Here is a 16526-nt window from a genome sequence, read left to right as displayed (position 1 = left end):
CGCGCCGGCCAGGTCCAGCAGCAGCGTGTGGCGCTCGACCAGGATCCAGACGTCGACCGGGTTGTCGTCCGGTCGGCGCGCGGCCAGGGGAGAGTCAGGAAAGGACATCGCGGCAGTATGCCCCGGGGCATTCGGGAATGGGGCTCAAGGGAGAGCGGGCTCCCGGCGCGGGCGAGCGCGCCGCGCCGTGGACCCGCCGACCATCAGGCCGCGACGGCGCTGCGCTGGGTGGCGCGATCGAGCGCCGCCTCGACGTCGACGATCTGCGCGAACCGGTCCTGCAGCGCCACCTCGGTGCGCAGCTTGAGCTCGTCCACGCCGACGACCACGCCGCTGGCATGCCGGATGGGGAAGGTGAGCGTCGCCTCGGTCACGTAGTCGACGGTCCAGCCCTCGTCGCTGGCGTGGCGCGTCGTCGTCTCGCAGCACTGCTCGGTGCGGATGCCCGCGACGATCAGGCGGCGGATGCCGTGCTCGGTCAGCCAGATCGACAGGCCGGTGCCGGCCAGCGCGCTGTGGCGGCGCTTGAGGAACTCGGCGGCGATGGGCACGTTGGCCAGCTCGGCCATTGGACGCACATGGCCGCTGACGAGCGAGAAGGGGTTGTCCGGCGTGGCCGGGCCGTCGGTGTGGAGGATGCGCACGATCGGCAGGCCGCGCGCGGCGGCGCCGGTCAGCAGCGCGTTGGTGCGGGCCATGTAGGGCTCGAAGCCGGCCGGGTTCCAGTAGGGGCGGTGGCGGAAGGATTCCTGGACGTCGATCAGCAGGACGGCGGTGTCGGCGTCGGGACGGAAGGCGGTGGCGGCGGTCATCGAGGGCTCCATCGAGCAGTGGGTGATGGACGCCATCGTGCCGGCGCAGGTGCGCGGCGTCGCGCCGTCGCAGGACCAGTCGCGGTCAAATCAGGACATCGGACGTGCCACGATCGCAGCCCTCACCCCCGCCCCTCTCCCGCAAGCGGGAGAGGGAGCAAGGCGGCGCGGCGCCTCGCCACTCGACCGGTCAGTCCTCGCGCGTGGTGCGCTGGGCCAGCGGCAGCTTGGCCTCGAGGTCCAGCGCGTCCCAGCCCTTGCGGCCGATGCGCCGCAGCGTGTCGATGTTGGCCTCGTAGATCGCGTCGGTGTCCGGCATGGTCTCGACCGCCCGCTCGATGCTCTCCTCGCGCAGCAGGTGCAGCGTCGGGTAGGGCGAGCGGTTGCTGAAGTTGTCGACGTCGTCCGCGTCGGTGCCCTCGAACTGGTAGTCGGGGTGGAAGCTGGCGACCTGCAGCACGCCGTCCAGGTCCAGGTCCTCGACCAGCGCGTCGGCCGCGCCGAGGAAGTCGTTGAAGTCCAGGAAGTCGTTGAGCACCCACGGATGGACCAGCAGCGTCGTCTCCGTCTCCTCCGGATCGGCGCGGTTGAGCGCCAGCAGCTCGCGCGCCAGGTCCTTGAGCAGTTCCTCCGGCGTGTGCGCCGCGCTGACCACGGTGCGCAGCCGCTGGTTGACCTCCACGCTCTTGGCGAAGGGGCACAGGTTCAGGCCGATCACGGCCCGCTGCAGCCAGCGCTGGGTGTCCTCGCGGACGGTCTTCTCTTGGTCGGGCGCGATCGGGGCGGTCATCGGGCGTGGGGCTGGAGTCGAAGGAAAGGGCGGGGCGCGGAAGGCGGCGGCCCTCAGGCCTGGGCCGGGCGCGGCCGCTTGAACCAGGCGTCGACCAGCCGGACCCACATCGAGCCGCCCAGCGGGATCAGCTCGTCGTTGAAGTCGTAGCTCGGGTTGTGCAGCATGCAGGGCCCCAGGCCGTGGCCGCCCTCGCGGTGGCTGCCGTCGCCGTTGCCGATCAGGAAGTAGCAGCCCGGCACTTCCTGCAGGTAGTAGCTGAAGTCCTCGGCGCCCATGGTGGGCTCGAACTCCTGCACATTGGCCGCGCCCAGCATCTCGGTCAGCACGCCGCGGGCGAATTCGGTCTCGGCCGGGTGGTTGATCGTCGGCGGGTAGTTGCGGTGGAAGCCGAACTCGCACTCGACCTCGAAGGCGGTGCCCGTGGCCTCGGTCAACTGCCGCATGCGGCGCTCGATCAGGTCCAGCGTCTCCAGCGTGAAGGTCCGCACCGTGCCCTGCAGTTCGCAGCGCTCGGGGATCACGTTGGTCGCCTCGCCGGCGTGGATCATCGTCACCGAGATCACGCCCGCGTCGATCGGCCGCTTGTTGCGGGTGATGATGGTCTGGAAGGCCTGCACCAGGTGCGCGGCCACGACCACCGGGTCGGTGCCCAGGTGCGGCATCGCGCCGTGCGCGCCCTTGCCCTTGATCACGATCTTGAATTCGTTGCTCGAGGCGAAGACCGGTCCGGTCTTGAGCGCGAACTGCCCGGCGGCCATGCCCGGCCAGTTGTGGACGCCGAACATGGCCTCCATCGGGAACTTGCGGAACAGGCCGTCCTTGATCATCTCGCGGGCGCCGCCGCCGCCCTCCTCGGCGGGCTGGAAGACGACATAGACGGTGCCGTCGAAGTCGCGATGCGCGGCCAGGTGCTTGGCCGCGGCCAGCAGCATCGCGGTGTGGCCGTCATGGCCGCACGCATGCATCTTGCCGGGATGCTTGCTGGCGTGCGCGAAGGTGTTGTGCTCGGTGATGGGCAGCGCGTCGATGTCGGCGCGCAGGCCCAGCGTGCGGCCGCTCCTGCCGCCGTCGCGGCCGGGGATGATGCCGACCACGCCGGTCTTGCCCAGGCCGCGGTGGACCTCGATGCCCCAGTCGGTCAGCGCTTTCGCGACCACGTCCGAGGTGCGGTCTTCATGGAAACAGAGTTCGGGATGCGCGTGCAGGTCGCGTCGCAGCTTGGCGATGGCCGGCGCGTCGGCCAGGATGGGTTCGATCAGCTTCATGGGCGGGCACTCCGATGTCATCGCGACAGCGCGTCGGGCTTGCCGCGAGCCAGAAAGGCCGCGGCGCCGCTCAGGGCGGCGCCGCTGTGTCGGGCCAGTGTACCCGCCGCACCGCGAAGGTGCCCGACGCCGCCGCGCCCGTCCGGGCGATCAGCGCCGCGTCACTGCCGGATCAAGGCCGGATCAACGCTTCACGCGTCCGTCGCTGGTCAGCAGGGTCATCTCGACGAAGCTCGAGCCGACATGCTTGTTGGGCCTGAAGTTCACGTTGAAGCCGCCGAGGTTGTAGTTCTGCAGGCTGTCCAGCCCGGCGACCAGGCCCTCGCGGGTCGGGCGGGTCGCGCGGCGGATGCCCTCGCTGATGACCTTGGCGCCGATGTAGCCCTCGATGGCGGTGTAGTTGAACTTCTGGCCGGCCTTGGTGGCGGCCTGCTGGTATTCGTGGACCACGCCGACCTGCGTGCCGAACGGGTAGGGCATGACCTGGCTGACCACCACGCCCATCGCGTCCTTGCCCAATTCCTCCAGCAGCGCCTGGGTGCCGACGAAGGAGACGTTGTAGAACACGCCGCCGTAGCCGGCCTTGCGCGCGGCGCGGATGAAGGCGGCGCAGCTCTTGTAGGCGCTGATCATGACGATGGCCTCGGGCGGCGCGCCGGTCTGCACCAGGTCCTTGACCGCCTTGGCGACGTCGACGCTGTTGCGCTCGACGGTGGAGGTGGCCAGCGGCTGGATCGACAGCGGCTTCATCGCGCGCAGCACGCCGTCCAGGCCGGCCTTGCCGTAGGCGTCGTTCTGGTGGAAGACGGAGATCCGCATCAGACCCAGGTGGGCCAGCTGCTTCACGATCAGGGCGGTCTCGTCGTAATACGAGGCGCGCACGTGATAGACCCAGGGGCTGAACGGATCGCGCAGCGCCTCGGCGCCGGTGAAGGGCGCCACGAACGGGATCTTGGCCTGGTTGACCAGCGGCAGCGCGGCCAGCGAGGTCGGCGTGCCGACGTAGCCGAACAGCGCGAAGACGTCGTCGGCGATCAGTTTCTCGGTGTTGGCCTTGCAGCGGTCCGGCTCGTAGCCGTCGTCCAGCGTGCGCAGCTCGATCAGGGTGCCGTTGATGCCGCCGGCGGCGTTCTGCGCGTCGAAGAAGAGCTTCGCGCCGCCTGCATCTGCAGGCCCAGCTGCGAGGCCGCGCCGGTCAGCGGCGCGACTGGCCCAGCACGAGGCGTTTGCCTTGCGCGCGGACGGCCGTCGGGATGGGCAGGGTGGCGAGCGCGCCCAGGGCGCTGGCGGAGGCGAGGAGTTGGCGGCGATCCAAGAGAGGCTCCCAGGGGGTGCGATAGATGTTGTGGCGCCTGCCTGAGCGACTGACGCCAGGAGGCTCGACACGACCTATTTCGGCCCCCAGCAAGCGAGCTTAGCGGTTCGTGCGCCAAGCGTCGTCACCATGTTCGGTAAGAAAGCGCAAGCGTGTGGCGCCTGTGCAATAGTTGACGTTCCTCGCCCGCTCTCCAAGAACCGACCGTGAATCTTCCGCCACCGGCCCATCACCACGACGATCCGGCCCTCGCCCGGACGCCCGCATCGCCGTCGCGGGTGGTGAAGGGCGCCTGCCCGCATGACTGCCCCGACACCTGCGCCCTGCGCATCACCGTCGAGGACGGCAAGGTGGTCAAGGTGCAGGGCCAGCCGGAGCATCCCAGCACCCACGGCGCGCTGTGCACCAAGGTCTCGCGCTACCCGGAGCGGACCTACCACGCGGAGCGCGTGCTGCACCCGCTCAAGCGCGTCAACGCCAAGCACGAGCCGCCGCGCTTCGAGCGCATCGGCTGGGACCAGGCGATCGCCGAGATCGCCGGCCGTCTGAAGGCGATCGCGGCGCGCGACCCGCAGGCCATCCTGCCCTACAGCTATGCCGGCACCATGGGCCTGCTGCAGGGCGAGGCCATGGCGGGTCGCTTCTTCAACCGGCTGGGCGCGTCCTGCCTGGACCGCACCATCTGCGCCTCGGCCGGCGGCGCGGCGCTGGCCGCGACCTACGGCCACAAGGTCGGCATGCACCTGCCGCATTTCGCCGAATCGAAGCTGATCCTCATCTGGGGCAGCAACTCGATCGCCTCCAACCTGCATTTCTGGACCTTCGCCAACCAGGCCAAGCGCGAGGGCGCGAAGCTGATCTGCATCGACCCGCGCAAGACCGAGACCGCGGACAAGTGCCACCAGCATCTGGCGCTGCTGCCCGGCACCGACGGCGCGCTGGCGCTGGGCCTGATGCACGAGCTGATCGCCCAGGACTGGCTGGACCACGACTACATCGCCCGGCATGTCGACGGCTGGGAGGAGCTGCGCGCGAAGGCGCTGGCCTGGCCCCCCGAGCGCACGGCGGCCGAATGCGGCCTGAGCGCGGACGAGGTGCGCGGCCTGGCGCGCGACTACGCGACGCTGGCGCCGGCGGCGATCCGGCTGAACTACGGCATGCAGCGCGTGCGCGGCGGCGGCAACGCGGTGCGCCTGATCGCGCTGCTGCCCTGCCTGACCGGTGCCTGGCGCCATCGCGCGGGCGGGCTGCTGCTGTCGAGCTCGGGCTGGTTCGCGCCCTTCAAGAACCCGGCGCTGGAGCGTCCCGAGCTGCGCGCCGGCCGGCCCTCCCGCACGATCAACATGAGCACCATCGGCGACGACCTGCTGCGCGAGGCCTCGCCCGACTTCGGGCCGCGCATCGAGGCGCTGGTCGTCTACAACAGCAACCCGGTGGCGGTGGCGCCGGAGTCGCCCAAGGTGGTGGCGGGCTTCCAGCGGCCCGACCTGTTCACCGTGGTGCTGGAGCACTTCCTGACCGACACCGCCGACCTGGCCGACTACGTGCTGCCGGCGACCACGCAGCTCGAGCACCTGGACATCCACACCAGCTACGGCCACACCGACGTGCTGGTCAACGAGCCGGCGGTCGCGCCGCTGGGCGAGTCGCGGTCCAACACGCGGATCTTCCGCGAGCTCGCCGCGGCGATGGGTTTCGACGAGCCCGCCTTCCACGATGACGACGAGGCGCTGCTGCGCCAGGCCTTCCGCGACGACATCGACCTGGCCCAGCTGCGCGAGCGCGGCTGGTTCAAGCTGCCGCTCAAGGAGGCGCCGTTCGCCGAGGGCGGCTTCCCGTCGGCCAGCGGCAAGGCCGATGCGCGCGGCGCGGACTACGTGGCCAACTACGAGAGCCGGTCCAGCGCGCCGGCGCTGGCGGCGCGGTATCCGCTGGCGATGATCTCGCCGCCGGCGCGCAACCACCTGAACAGCACCTTCGTGAACGTGAAGAGCCTGCGCGACATCGAAGGCGAGCAGGTGCTCGAGATGAGCGCCGGCGACGCCGCCGCGCGCGGCCTGGCCGATGGACAGCTGGTGCGGGTCTTCAACGACCGCGGCAGCTATGCCTGCCGGCTGGACGTCAGCGCCCGCGCGCGCGAGGGCGTCGTGCACGGGCTGGGCATCTGGTGGCGCAAGCTCGGCGCCGACGGCCGCAACGTCAACGAGGTGACGCATCAGCGGCTCACCGACATGGGCCGCGCGCCGTGCTTCTACGACTGCCTGGTCGAGGTCGCCGCGGCCTGAGCGCCGCGCACGGACGGCGACGCCGATGACGCAGCCGATCACGACTCGGATCCCTCGCGGACTGAAGGCGCTGTGCCTCGCGCCGCTGCTGCTGGCGCTGTTCGCGCTGGGCGGTTGCGCGCAGCTGTCCTATTACGGGCAGTCGCTGTCGGGTCACCTGTCGCTGGTGCGCGCGGCCAAGCCGGTCGACGACTGGCTCGCGCAGCCCGACCTGGATCCGGAAATCCGCCAGCAACTGGTGCTGTCGCAGGCGCTGCGCGCCTATGCGTCGTCGGAGCTGAAGCTGCCGGACAACGACAGCTACCGCCGCTACGCCGACCTCAAGCGCGGCGCCGCCGTGTGGAACGTCGTCGCGACGCCGGAGCTGAGCCTGCAGCTGAAGACCTGGTGCTACCCGATCATGGGCTGCGCCGGCTACCGCGGCTACTTCGATCCGCAGGCCGCGCGCGCGCTCGCGCAGCAGCTGCGCCAGGACGGCTACGAGCCCTATGTGTACGGCGTGCCGGCCTATTCCTCGCTGGGCTGGAGCAACTGGCTGGGCGGCGATCCGCTGCTCAACACCTTCATCCGGTATCCGGAGGGGCAGCTTGCGCGGATGATCTTCCACGAGCTCGCGCACCAGGTGGCCTACGCGAATGACGACACCACCTTCAACGAGAGCTTCGCGACCGCGGTCGAGCAGATCGGCGTCGCGCGCTGGCTGAAGGACCGTCCGGACGCATTGCGCGAGGACGAGCAGTCACGCCGCCGGCAGGACGAGGTCCAGGCGCTGCTCAAGGCGACGCGCGAGCAGTTGCGCGAGGTCTTCCGCAGCACCGCCAGCGACGACGAGAAGCGCGCCGGCAAGGCCGCGGCCTTCGCGCGGCTACGCGCCGACTACGAGGCGATGAAGCGGGACCGCTGGGGCGGTGACACGCGCTTCGATCGCTGGGTCTCGGGCCTGAACACGCCGGCGCTGGCGATCCAGGGCAGCTACACGGACCTGGTGCCGGACTTCCTCCGGTTGTTCGAGCGCCTTGACGGGGACTGGCCGCGCTTCTACGCGGAAGTCCAGCGACTGGCCAAGCTTCCCAAGGACGAGCGCCGGGCGGCGCTGTCCCGCTGAGGCCGAAGCCGCTTGGAGAGCCGCTTGCGAGGCTGCTTACTTCAGGCCTTCGACCAGGTCGATGTAGTCCTGCATCGCCTCGTCGCTGGTCTTGCCTTCCAGCGTCTTCCAGGCGTCCCACTTGGCGCGGTTGACGAAGTCCGTCATGCCGGGGCGATCGCCCTCGACATCCCCGGCGGTGGCCTGCTTGAACAGCGCGTACAGCTTCAGCAGGGTCTGGTTGTCCGGCCGCTCGGGCAGGGTCTTGGAATCGGCGACGGCCGCGTCGAACTGGTCCTTGAGGCTCATGTGTGTCTCCCATGGCGATGAGCAGGGCGTCCCGTTGGCGACAATCGGGACGGACGGCCGCGATGTTACCCAGCCCACCTCCCGGCGCGGACTGGGGCCGCCTCTCTAGATGACGCATCATCGGGAGCGCATCGCCCGCCGCCAGAACCCCTTCCGCCAGGAGACCGCATTGCCCACTTCCGCCGCGTCGCGCCCGTCGCCCTCCCGCCGGAGCGCCAAGTCCACGCCGTCGAAGACGGCCGCACCGCCCGCGCGGTCGGCGTCGTCCGCGAGGGCCGCGAAGCCCGCCGGCCTCCCGCGCGACGCGGAGCCGATGTCCAAGGTCGACACCGCCTGGCTGCGCCTGGACACCGAGGCCAACCGCATGGTCATCCACGGCGTGCTGCTGCTGAAGCCGGCCATCACGCTGGAGGACCTGCGCCGCCGCGTGGCCGAGCGGCTGCTGCGCTTCCCGCGCTTCCGGCAGCGCGTCGTCGAAAACGGCGACAGCGCCTGGTGGGTGGAGGACGCCGAGGTCGACATCGCCCGCCACGTGGTGCCCGAGACCCTGCCGCGCCGCCGCGGCCGACCGCTGGAAGGCGCGCTGCAGGACCGCCTGGCCGAGCTGGCCGCCGAGCCGCTCGATCCGTCGCGGCCGCTGTGGCAGCTGCACCTGATCGAGCATTACGACGGCAGCAGCGCGCTGATCGCGCGCGTGCATCACTGCATCGCCGACGGCATCGCGCTGATCGCGGTGCTGCTGTCGATCACCGATGGCGGCGCGGTGCCGCCGGCGCAGGCCGTGGCGGGACCGAAGAAGACTCCGGCGGCGAAGGCGGCGAAGGCGAAGGCCGGCTCGGTCGCGAGCGGCGACGACGCCGAGCCCGAATGGCTCGCCGACGCGATGGTCAAGCCGATCCATGCCTGGACGGTGCGCGAGATCCAGGAACGCGCCGGCTCGGACCGCTCGGGCGCCGCGGCCGCCTCGCCGGCCGAGCGGCTCGGCCGCCAGGTGCTGGAGGACGCGGCGGCGCTGACCGAGGCGCCCGATGACGCCAAGACCCGCCTCAAGGGCAAGGCCGGCCGCGCCAAGCGGGTGGCCTGGGGTGCGCCGCTGGCGCTGGACGCCGTCAAGGCGGTGGGCAAGTCGATGAACGTGTCGGTGAACGACGTGCTGCTGAGCTGCGTCGCCGGCGCGATCGGGCTCTACCTGCGCGGCCACGGCGACGACACCGAGGGCCAGGAGATCCGCGCGCTGGTGCCGGTCAACCTGCGGCCGCTGGAGACGGCCTGGCAACTGGGCAACCGCTTCGGCATGGTGCCGCTGCCGATGCCGGTGGGCATCACGAATCCGGTCAAGCGGCTCTACGCGGTGCACGCGCAGACGCAGGCGCTCAAGAACAGCCTGCGGCCGGCGCTGTCGCTGGGGCTGATGGCGACCTCCGGCACGGTCGAGAAGGCCGCGCAGCGGGCGATGCTCAAGACCCTGTCGCGCAAGGCGACGGCGCTGATGACCCACGTGCCGGGCCCGGCGCAGACGCTGCGGCTGTGCGACTCGGCGGTCGAGCGCGTCATGTTCTGGGCGCCGCAGGCCGGCGACATGAGCCTGGGCATCAGCATCCTGACCTACGCCGGCCAGGTGCAGTTCGGCCTCATCGCCGACGCCGGCCTGTGCCCCGATCCGCAGGCCATCGTGGCCCACTTCGAACCCGAGTTCCAACACCTGCTCACGCTGGCGCTGATGCTCCCGTGGGAGACGAAGGACTGAGCGCCGGCCCGCCGTCCGCGCCATGCAGAACGCCGCCCGGGGGCGGCGTTCGTCACTGGGGCAGGACGCCTTACTTGGCGGCCTTCTTCGCCGGCTGCGGACGGCCGGCGGCGGTCGGGTAGGCGGACATCACCTTGACCGGGTCGGCGCTGGCCAGGTACTCGGCGTACTGCGTCTGGGCGCAGGCGACGGGCTGGCCGGAGGTGGCCTCGCCGCGGTACTCGCCGCGGTTGTAGACGAAGCGGTACTCGTTGGCGGCGGCCGGCTGCTCGAAGCGCACCGCGTGCTGGCTGGCGCACTCGGCGCGCAGGGCCTTGGCGTCGGCGTTCTCGGCAGAGGCGGCGTGCACCATCGGGGCGGCCAGGGCCAGCAGGGCGGCGGAGATCAGGATGCGCGTCATGGAGTCGGTCCCTAGAGGTCGTTGAATGCGATATCCCTAATTTATAGGGTGTCGTTTTTCGACGCCAACCGCGACCAGGGGGGCCGGCCGCGCGCGATGCCAGGGTTTCCTCGGAGGCCCGCTGCGGAACCGGATGCTAGTCCGCCGAAGCGCTAGGGCGGCTCCCGGGGGTCAGGCCGTGCCGTCCGCGGGCGCCTGGTACTTGCCCGCCAGCTGGAACAGGTGGTCCCGCGAGGTCGGCTCCAGGTAGGGCAGCAGCAGCCCCAGCACGTGGAAGGCGCCGCGCATCAGCGCCTCGCCGGCGCGGTCGGGCTCCAGCGCGTTGCGCGGATCGCGCACGTATTCGTAGCTCAGCCAATAGCTCAGCAGCACCACCATCGCGTTGGCGGTGGGCACGGCCTCGCGCACCTGCATGGTCAGCGCGCCGCTGGCCTGCAGCCCGCCCAGCAGGCCCACCATCGCCTGCGTCTTCTGCTCCAGCACATGCTGGAAGTGCGTCTCCAGCTTGCGGTTCTTGGACAGCAGGTCGTTGAGGTCGCGGTACAGGAAGCGGTGCTGCCAGATCAGCTCGAACAGCATGTGGAAGAACAGCCAGGCGTCCTCCACGTTGCGCACGTTGCCCACCGCGCCCAGCAGCTCCGACAGCGACTTGTCGTAGCGGTTGAACAGCGCGTTGATCAACTCGTCCTTGGCCGGGTAGTGGTAGTACAGGTTGCCGGGCGAGATGCCGAGCTCCGCCGAAATCAGCGTGGTCGAGACGTTCGGCTCGCCGAAGCGATTGAAGAGGTCCAGCGTGACTTCGAGGATGCGTTCGGCGGTGCGGCGCGGCTTCTTGGTGGCCATGGGCCCGTGGGCGTGGTGGGGGGAGGTGGGCGCATTCTGTCATGACCCCAGGCGGGCACGGGGCGGGCCCGCTCCCTACAATCCGCGCCCATGCCCGCAAGCCCCCAACAACAGCCGGCCGCCATGCCCGCGCCGGCCGGCGGTCCGCCCGCCCTGCGATTCAGCAATGTCAGCAAGACCTACCGGGCCGGCCAGTTCCGCGCGCTGGACGGCGTCAGCTTCGACATCCAGCCCGGTGAGTTCTTCGGCCTGCTCGGCCCCAACGGCGCCGGCAAGACCAGCCTGATCAGCATCCTGGCCGGCCTGTCGCGCGCCAGCGGCGGGCAGGTGTCGGTGCTGGGCCATGACGTCGTGGACGACTACGCCAACGCCCGCAAGAAGCTGGGCATCGTGCCGCAGGAGCTGGTCTTCGACCCGTTCTTCAGCGTGCGCGAGACGCTGCGCATCCAGTCCGGCTACTTCGGCGTGCGCCACAACGACGACTGGATCGACGAGCTGCTGCTCAACCTCGGCCTGGCCGACAAGGCCCACAACAACATGCGCCAGCTCTCCGGCGGCATGAAGCGCCGCGTGCTGGTGGCGCAGGCGCTGGTGCACCGCCCGCCGGTCATCGTGCTGGACGAGCCCACCGCCGGCGTCGACGTCGAGCTGCGCCAGACGCTGTGGCAGTTCATCGCGCGCCTGAACCGCGAGGGCCACACCGTCCTGCTCACGACGCATTACCTCGAGGAGGCCGAGGCGCTGTGCCACCGCATCGCGATGCTCAAGCAAGGCCGGATCGTCGCGCTGAACCGCACCTCCGAGCTGCTTGCCGGCACCGCCTCGACCATGCTGCAGTTCAAGACCGACTCCGCGCTGCCGCTGGCGCTGGCCGAGCGCGCCCGCGTCACCGGCCGCATCGTCCAGCTCACCGCGCACGACGCGGCCGAGGTCGAGCAGATCCTGGCCACGCTGCGCCAGGCCGCCGTGCCCATCGAGGACCTGGAGATCGGCCGCGCCGACCTCGAGGACGTCTTCCTGGAAATCATGCAAGGGGGCCGCGCATGAGCGCCAGCCATTTCCCGATCCGCCTCGAGGGCGCCCGCCCGCTCTTCTACAAGGAGGTGCTGCGCTTCTGGAAGGTCGGCTTCCAGACCGTGGGCGCGCCGGTGCTGACCGCGGTGCTTTACCTGCTGGTCTTCGGCCATGTGCTGGAGGACCACGTCAAGGTCTACGGCACCGTCGGCTACACCAGCTTCCTGATCCCGGGCCTGGTGATGATGAGCGTGCTGCAGAACGCCTTCGCCAACAGCAGCTCCTCGCTGATCCAGAGCAAGATCACCGGCAACCTGGTGTTCCTGCTGGTCACGCCGCTGTCGCACTGGGCCTGGTTCCTGGCCTACGTCGGCGCGTCGGTGATCCGCGGGCTGATGGTCGGTGCGGGCGTGTTCGTCGCTACCGTGTGGTTCGCGCCGCCAGGCATGGCCAAGCCGCTGTGGGTGCTGGCCTTCGCGATCCTGGGCGCGGGGCTGATGGGCTCGCTCGGCCTGATCGCCGGCCTGTGGGCGGAGAAGTTCGACCAGATGGCCGCCTTCCAGAACTTCATCGTGATGCCGATGACCTTCCTGTCGGGCGTCTTCTACTCGGTGCATTCGCTGCCCGCGTTCTGGCAGGGCGTCAGCCACCTGAACCCGTTCTTCTACATGATCGACGGCTTCCGCCACGGCTTCTTCGGCGTCAGCGACGCCTCGCCGTGGGTGAGCCTGGGCGTGGTGGCGATCGCCTTCGCCGCGGTGGCCGCGGTCGCGCTGGAGCTGCTGCGCCGCGGCTACAAGATCCGCCACTGAACCGTCGCGACGACCGCGCCGGCCCGGCCCCGCAAGCCGGGCCTCTCCAAGCACGAAAGCGCCCGCGCGAGGCGCCCGAGTAGAATCCCGCCCCATCATGGCCGATCCGACCCCCGCAGAAGTCCAGAGCTACATCGCCCAGGGTCTCGCTTGCAGCGAGCTCCAGGTCGAGGGCGACGGACGCCATTTCTTCGCGACGATCGTGTCGGCCGAGTTCGAGGGCCTGAGCCGGATCAAGCGCCACCAGCGCGTGTACCAGGCACTGGGCGATCGCATGCGCGAGCAGATCCACGCGCTGTCGATGAAGACGCTGACCCCCGCCGAGTTCGCGCAGCAAGGCAGCGCGCATCACCATCACTGAAAGCCACCCGGCTGCGAGGCGGGTGGCGGTGTGGCCCGTCCGGTGAACCCGCTGCCGTCCCGCTGAACAGCCCGAAGCGCTTCCGCGTGGAGCGCGCGTTCACCGAGGACACCGCATGATCACCCTGGCACTTTCCAAGGGCCGCATCTTCGAAGAGACCCTGCCGCTGCTGGCGGCCGCGGGCATCTCCGTGCTGGAAGACCCGGACAGCTCCCGCAAGCTGATCCTCCCGACCAACCAGGCCGAGGTGCGCGTGGTGCTCGTGCGCGCGACCGACGTGCCGACCTACGTCGAGTACGGCGGCGCCGACCTGGGCGTGGCCGGCCGCGACGTGCTGATCGAGCACGGCGGCCAGGGCCTGTACCAGCCGCTGGACCTGCGCATCGCGCAGTGCCGCATGAGCGTCGCGGTGCGGGACGACTTCGATTACGAGAACGCCGTGCACCAGGGCTCGCGGCTGCGCGTGGCGACCAAGTACACCTCGATCGCGCGCCAGCACTTCGCCGACAAGGGCGTGCACGTGGACCTCATCAAGCTCTACGGCTCGATGGAGCTGGCGCCGCTGACCGGCCTGGCGGACGCCATCGTCGACCTGGTCTCCACCGGCAGCACGCTCAAGGCCAACCGGCTGGTCGAGGTGGAGCGGATCATGGACATCTCCTCGCGCCTGGTCGTCAACCAGGCGGCGCTCAAGCTCAAGCGCGAGGCGCTCAAGCCGCTGATCGACGCGATCGGGTCGGCCATCCCGAACGCCTGATCGACCGCCTGATCGATCGTCCGACCGACCGCCCCCGACGCCTGCCCGGAGCCCCGCCATGAGCCCAGCCCTTCAACTTCGCACCCTCGTCACCACCGACGCCGACTTCGACGCGCAATTCCAGCGCGTGCTGCACTGGTCCGCCGAGACCGATGCCGCGATCGAGTCGCGCGTCGCCGAGATCCTGGCCGACGTGCGCGCCCGCGGCGACGCCGCGGTGCTGGCGTACACCGCCCGCTTCGACCACCTGGAGGCCGCGACGCTCGGCGCGCTGGAGCTGACGCGCGAGGAGCTGCGGGCCGCCTTCGACGGCCTGCCCGCGGAGCAGGCGAAAGCCCTGACCCAGGCCGCCGAGCGGGTGCGCCGCTATCACGAGCGCCAGAAGCAGGCCTGCGGCGAGAGCTGGAGCTATCGCGACGAGGACGGCACGCTGCTGGGCCAGAAGGTCACGCCGCTGGATCGTGTCGGCATCTACGTGCCGGGCGGCAAGGCCGCGTATCCCTCGAGCGTGCTGATGAACGCGATCCCCGCGCAGGTCGCCGGCGTGCCGGAGATCGTGATGGTCGTGCCCACGCCGCGCGGCGAGAAGAATCCGCTGGTGCTGGCCGCGGCCTACGTGGCCGGCGTGCACCGCGCCTTCACCATCGGCGGCGCGCAGGCGGTGGCGGCGCTGGCCTACGGCACGGCCACCGTGCCACGCGTCGACAAGATCACCGGACCGGGCAACGCCTACGTCGCCAGCGCGAAGAAACACGTCTTCGGCCAGGTCGGCATCGACATGATCGCGGGGCCGAGCGAGATCCTCGTGCTCGCCGACGGCACGACGCCGCCGGACTGGGTCGCGATGGACCTGTTCAGCCAGGCCGAGCACGACGAGCTCGCGCAGAGCATCCTGCTGTGCCCCGACGCCGCCTACATCGCGCAGGTGCGCGAGGCCATTGAGCGCCTGCTGCCCGGGATGCCGCGCCGCGACGTGATCCGCGCGTCGCTGGAAGGGCGGGGCGCGCTGATCCACACGCGCTCGATGGAGGAGGCCTGCGAGATCAGCAATCGCATCGCGCCGGAACACCTCGAGGTCTCCAGCGCCGACCCGCACCGCTGGGAGCCGCTGCTGCGCCACGCCGGCGCGATCTTCCTGGGCGCCTACACCAGCGAGTCGCTCGGCGACTACTGCGCCGGCCCCAACCATGTGCTGCCGACCTCGGGCACGGCGCGTTTCTCCTCGCCGCTGGGCGTCTACGACTTCCAGAAGCGCTCCAGCCTGATCGAGGTCAGCGAGGCCGGCGCGCAGGTGCTGGGCCCGATCGCCGCGACGCTGGCCTACGGCGAAGGCCTGCAGGCGCATGCGCAGGCGGCGGAGTTCCGGCTCAAGCGCTGAGGCCGCGTCGGCGGCCGCCCCGCCTGCGCAGATTTCACGCGGCGGCGCCGGGCAAACCCTGGCTCGCGGATAAGCCGCCACTTTTGACGCTGTTTTGAGGTTCGCCCGCCGGGGCGGACGTTCTAGGATTCGCCGACATCTCCACAAGAGGACGGCGAAGCATGAAGGTCTCCGATCTGCGCGTCGGTGTGCGCATCTCCCTGGGGTTTGCAGCGGTGCTGCTGGCCACGGTGCTCGTGGGCATCGTGGCCATCAACCGCATGCAGGCGATTCAGAAGAACGTCGAGGACATGGGCGGGGACTGGATCCCGTCGATCAACGCCATCAACGCGCTGCGCGGGCAGCTCAACGAGCTGCGGCGCGCCGAGATGTCGATGTGCCTGAAGGAAGTGGTCCTCGAGGTCGAGGAGCAGCAGGAGCGCATCAAGACGCTGCGCGAGAAGACGCTGCCCGAGCTGGCCAAGACCTACGAGACGATGGTCAGCACGCCGCAGGAGTCCGAGCAGTGGAAGGACGCCAAGGCGCAGTACGCCGCCTACCTGGGCATCCAGGACCGGCTGATCGCGGCGCGCAAGGCCGGCAACCGCGGCGAGTACCTGGCCACCGTCAGCGGCGAATCCAGCAAGGCCTTCGGTGCCGTCATCGGCGCGACGCAGAAGCTGGTGGACATCAACACCCAGGGGGCCGAGGCCGACGTCGAAGCGTCGCGCGCGGTCTACAAGGCCGTGCTCACGACGATGGGCGTGCTGATCGTCGCCGCGCTGGCGGCCGGCGGCGCGCTGGCCTTCTACCTGACCCGCAGCACCGTCCGGCCGCTGACCGACATGGTGGGCGTCGCCAGCCGCGTCGCCGAGGGCGACCTGACCGTCGACATCGACACCTCGCGTCGCGACGAGCTGGGACAGCTGGCGCAAGCGCTCTCGGCGATGCAGGGCGCGCTCAACCGCTCGCTGTCGACGGTGCGCACCAGCGCGGAGAGCATCGCGATGTCCAGCGGCGAGGTGGCTGCGGGCAGCAGCGACCTGTCGGCGCGGACCGAGCAGATGGCCTCCAGCCTGGAGGAGACCTCGGCCACGATGCAGGCGCTGACCGACACGGTGCGCATGAACGCGGACGCCACGCGCCAGGCCAGCCAGCTCGCGCTCAACGCCAGCCAGGTCGCCGACCGCGGCGGCGTGGTGGTGTCCGAGGTGGTCAGCACGATGGACCAGATCAATGCGTCCTCGCGCAAGATCGCTGACATCATCGGCACCATCGACGGCATCGCCTTCCAGACCAACATCCTGGCGCTGAACGCGGCGGTGGAAGCCGCCCGCGCCGGCGAGCAGGGCCGCGGCTTCGCGGTGGTGGC

General features: G+C 70.4%; 17 protein-coding genes. 9 read left to right on the top strand and 8 right to left on the bottom strand.

The features are described 5' to 3' along the window. Positions 1 to 203: 203 nt before the first annotated feature. From FUT87_RS09160 to FUT87_RS09145, 4 genes are all read right to left on the bottom strand, one after another. Entirely contained in the window at positions 204 to 812 is a 609-nt protein-coding gene (locus tag FUT87_RS09160) for a cysteine hydrolase family protein (RefSeq protein ID WP_147240836.1), read from the bottom strand. A 190-nt stretch (positions 813 to 1002) separates the two neighbouring features. Then, on the bottom strand, positions 1003 to 1602 hold the full coding sequence (locus FUT87_RS09155) for a DUF1415 domain-containing protein (protein WP_091721170.1): 600 nt from the start codon (positions 1600 to 1602) through the stop codon (positions 1003 to 1005). A gap of 53 nt (positions 1603 to 1655) precedes the next feature. Next, a complete protein-coding gene (locus tag FUT87_RS09150; RefSeq protein ID WP_147240834.1) occupies positions 1656 to 2870 on the bottom strand; it encodes a M20 aminoacylase family protein in 1215 nt (404 codons plus the stop codon). Positions 2871 to 3053: 183 nt separating this feature from the next. Then, on the bottom strand, positions 3054 to 4256 hold the full coding sequence (locus FUT87_RS09145) for an ABC transporter substrate-binding protein (protein ID WP_404935378.1): 1203 nt from the start codon (positions 4254 to 4256) through the stop codon (positions 3054 to 3056). 135 nt (positions 4257 to 4391) lie between these two features. On the opposite strand from FUT87_RS09145, the gene FUT87_RS09140 reads away from it, so the two are divergent. After that, positions 4392 to 6470: a molybdopterin-dependent oxidoreductase gene (locus FUT87_RS09140; RefSeq protein WP_147240833.1), complete on the top strand. Its 2079-nt coding sequence runs from the start codon at positions 4392 to 4394 to the stop codon at positions 6468 to 6470. A gap of 25 nt (positions 6471 to 6495) precedes the next feature. Continuing rightward, the gene (locus tag FUT87_RS09135) at positions 6496 to 7575 is read left to right on the top strand and encodes an aminopeptidase (protein WP_147240832.1); all 1080 of its coding nucleotides are present in this window, start codon (positions 6496 to 6498) and stop codon (positions 7573 to 7575) included. A 36-nt stretch (positions 7576 to 7611) separates the two neighbouring features. Here FUT87_RS09135 and FUT87_RS09130 read toward each other — a convergent pair whose 3' ends face one another. Further along, positions 7612 to 7863, bottom strand: coding sequence for an acyl-CoA-binding protein (locus FUT87_RS09130; protein ID WP_091721188.1), 252 nt, complete (start codon positions 7861 to 7863; stop codon positions 7612 to 7614). A gap of 117 nt (positions 7864 to 7980) precedes the next feature. After that, positions 7981 to 8184: a hypothetical protein gene (locus FUT87_RS09125; RefSeq protein ID WP_147240831.1), complete on the bottom strand. Its 204-nt coding sequence runs from the start codon at positions 8182 to 8184 to the stop codon at positions 7981 to 7983. Here FUT87_RS09125 and FUT87_RS09120 point away from each other — a divergent pair. After that, complete coding sequence (locus tag FUT87_RS09120; protein WP_147240830.1) at positions 8177 to 9610, top strand: wax ester/triacylglycerol synthase family O-acyltransferase; 1434 nt, start codon at positions 8177 to 8179, stop codon at positions 9608 to 9610. The genes FUT87_RS09125 and FUT87_RS09120 overlap by 8 nt on opposite strands. 70 nt (positions 9611 to 9680) lie before the next feature. On the opposite strand, the gene FUT87_RS09115 is transcribed toward FUT87_RS09120, so the two are convergent. Next, entirely contained in the window at positions 9681 to 10010 is a 330-nt protein-coding gene (locus tag FUT87_RS09115) for a hypothetical protein (RefSeq protein WP_147240829.1), read from the bottom strand. A 171-nt stretch (positions 10011 to 10181) separates the two neighbouring features. Next, complete coding sequence (locus tag FUT87_RS09110; RefSeq protein WP_091721202.1) at positions 10182 to 10853, bottom strand: TetR/AcrR family transcriptional regulator; 672 nt, start codon at positions 10851 to 10853, stop codon at positions 10182 to 10184. Between the two features lie 90 nt (positions 10854 to 10943). On the opposite strand from FUT87_RS09110, the gene FUT87_RS09105 reads away from it, so the two are divergent. From FUT87_RS09105 to FUT87_RS31380, 6 genes are all read left to right on the top strand, one after another. Then, positions 10944 to 11900: an ABC transporter ATP-binding protein gene (locus FUT87_RS09105; protein WP_255511740.1), complete on the top strand. Its 957-nt coding sequence runs from the start codon at positions 10944 to 10946 to the stop codon at positions 11898 to 11900. After that, complete coding sequence (locus tag FUT87_RS09100; protein ID WP_091721209.1) at positions 11897 to 12679, top strand: ABC transporter permease; 783 nt, start codon at positions 11897 to 11899, stop codon at positions 12677 to 12679. The genes FUT87_RS09105 and FUT87_RS09100 overlap by 4 nt, the downstream gene beginning before the upstream one ends. Positions 12680 to 12776: 97 nt before the next feature. After that, positions 12777 to 13040, top strand: coding sequence for a BolA family protein (locus FUT87_RS09095; RefSeq protein WP_091721214.1), 264 nt, complete (start codon positions 12777 to 12779; stop codon positions 13038 to 13040). 115 nt (positions 13041 to 13155) lie between these two features. Next, a complete protein-coding gene (hisG, locus tag FUT87_RS09090) occupies positions 13156 to 13797 on the top strand; it encodes an ATP phosphoribosyltransferase (protein ID WP_147240828.1) in 642 nt (213 codons plus the stop codon). A 58-nt stretch (positions 13798 to 13855) separates the two neighbouring features. Continuing rightward, positions 13856 to 15175, top strand: coding sequence for a histidinol dehydrogenase (gene hisD / locus FUT87_RS09085; RefSeq protein ID WP_147240827.1), 1320 nt, complete (start codon positions 13856 to 13858; stop codon positions 15173 to 15175). A 161-nt stretch (positions 15176 to 15336) separates the two neighbouring features. Further along, a partial coding sequence (locus FUT87_RS31380; RefSeq protein ID WP_147240826.1) for a methyl-accepting chemotaxis protein occupies positions 15337 to 16526 on the top strand: 1190 nt, incomplete at its 3' end.

Source organism: Mitsuaria sp. TWR114 (assembly GCF_007997345.1).
This window is presented reverse-complemented; position numbering and strand designations above follow the sequence as displayed.

Bases quoted from the DNA above. Each gene is read 5' to 3' on its own strand.
- FUT87_RS09130 (WP_091721188.1), bottom strand. From the start codon at position 7,863: ATGAGCCTCAAGGACCAGTTCGACGCGGCCGTCGCCGATTCCAAGACC.
- FUT87_RS09155 (WP_091721170.1), bottom strand. From the start codon at position 1,602: ATGACCGCCCCGATCGCGCCCGACCAAGAGAAGACCGTCCGCGAGGAC.
- FUT87_RS09160 (WP_147240836.1), bottom strand. From the start codon at position 812: ATGACCGCCGCCACCGCCTTCCGTCCCGACGCCGACACCGCCGTCCTG.
- FUT87_RS09135 (WP_147240832.1), top strand. From the start codon at position 6,496: ATGACGCAGCCGATCACGACTCGGATCCCTCGCGGACTGAAGGCGCTG.
- FUT87_RS09105 (WP_255511740.1), top strand. From the start codon at position 10,944: ATGCCCGCAAGCCCCCAACAACAGCCGGCCGCCATGCCCGCGCCGGCC.
- FUT87_RS09100 (WP_091721209.1), top strand. From the start codon at position 11,897: ATGAGCGCCAGCCATTTCCCGATCCGCCTCGAGGGCGCCCGCCCGCTC.
- FUT87_RS09110 (WP_091721202.1), bottom strand. From the start codon at position 10,853: ATGGCCACCAAGAAGCCGCGCCGCACCGCCGAACGCATCCTCGAAGTC.
- FUT87_RS09115 (WP_147240829.1), bottom strand. From the start codon at position 10,010: ATGACGCGCATCCTGATCTCCGCCGCCCTGCTGGCCCTGGCCGCCCCG.
- FUT87_RS09120 (WP_147240830.1), top strand. From the start codon at position 8,177: ATGTCCAAGGTCGACACCGCCTGGCTGCGCCTGGACACCGAGGCCAAC.
- FUT87_RS09150 (WP_147240834.1), bottom strand. From the start codon at position 2,870: ATGAAGCTGATCGAACCCATCCTGGCCGACGCGCCGGCCATCGCCAAG.
- hisG (WP_147240828.1), top strand. From the start codon at position 13,156: ATGATCACCCTGGCACTTTCCAAGGGCCGCATCTTCGAAGAGACCCTG.
- hisD (WP_147240827.1), top strand. From the start codon at position 13,856: ATGAGCCCAGCCCTTCAACTTCGCACCCTCGTCACCACCGACGCCGAC.
- FUT87_RS09095 (WP_091721214.1), top strand. From the start codon at position 12,777: ATGGCCGATCCGACCCCCGCAGAAGTCCAGAGCTACATCGCCCAGGGT.